Annotated in this window: 1 pseudogene; it reads left to right on the top strand. The window is 75.5% G+C overall.

The features are described 5' to 3' along the window. Window positions 1-130: 130 nt before the first annotated feature. Window positions 131-436, top strand: a pseudogene (locus IF00_RS42285) (hypothetical protein); the annotation flags it as partial.

Genomic DNA, 436 nt, shown 5'->3' with positions numbered 1-436 from the left:
GTGCCAGGTGGCGGGGGCGGGCGTGCGGCATGCACTCAGGGGCGCGGACGCATAGCCCCTGGTCACCCGTTCGGGTTACAAGCCGCGACTCCTCGGACATACCGCCACAACCCCCGGCACTCTGTCGTCCATGCGTGCCGAACCCCCACCCCTCGCCGCCGATCCCGCCGCCCTGAGCCGCCTCCTCGGCACCACCCTCGACGCCCTGCGCGAAGGCGCGGAGATCCGCGGCGGCCCGCTTCCGGCCGGTGGGCCGGACGCCGTGGCGCGGCGCGTGCGGGAGGCGATGGGGGAGCCCCTGCCCGAGACGGGGCAGGGCCCGCACGAGGCACTCCGTACCCTCGTGCGGGCCCTGGCGGAGGGGGCCACGGCATTCCGCCTGGGCCGGATGCGCGCCGGTGAACCGCAGGACGCCTTCATGGTCGCGATGGAGAAC

This window comes from Streptomyces flavochromogenes (assembly GCF_000717595.1).
Taxonomy (GTDB): Bacteria; Actinomycetota; Actinomycetes; order Streptomycetales; family Streptomycetaceae; genus Streptomyces; species Streptomyces flavochromogenes.
The sequence above is the reverse complement of the archived record's forward strand: the minus strand, read 5'-3'. Positions and strand labels throughout refer to the sequence as shown.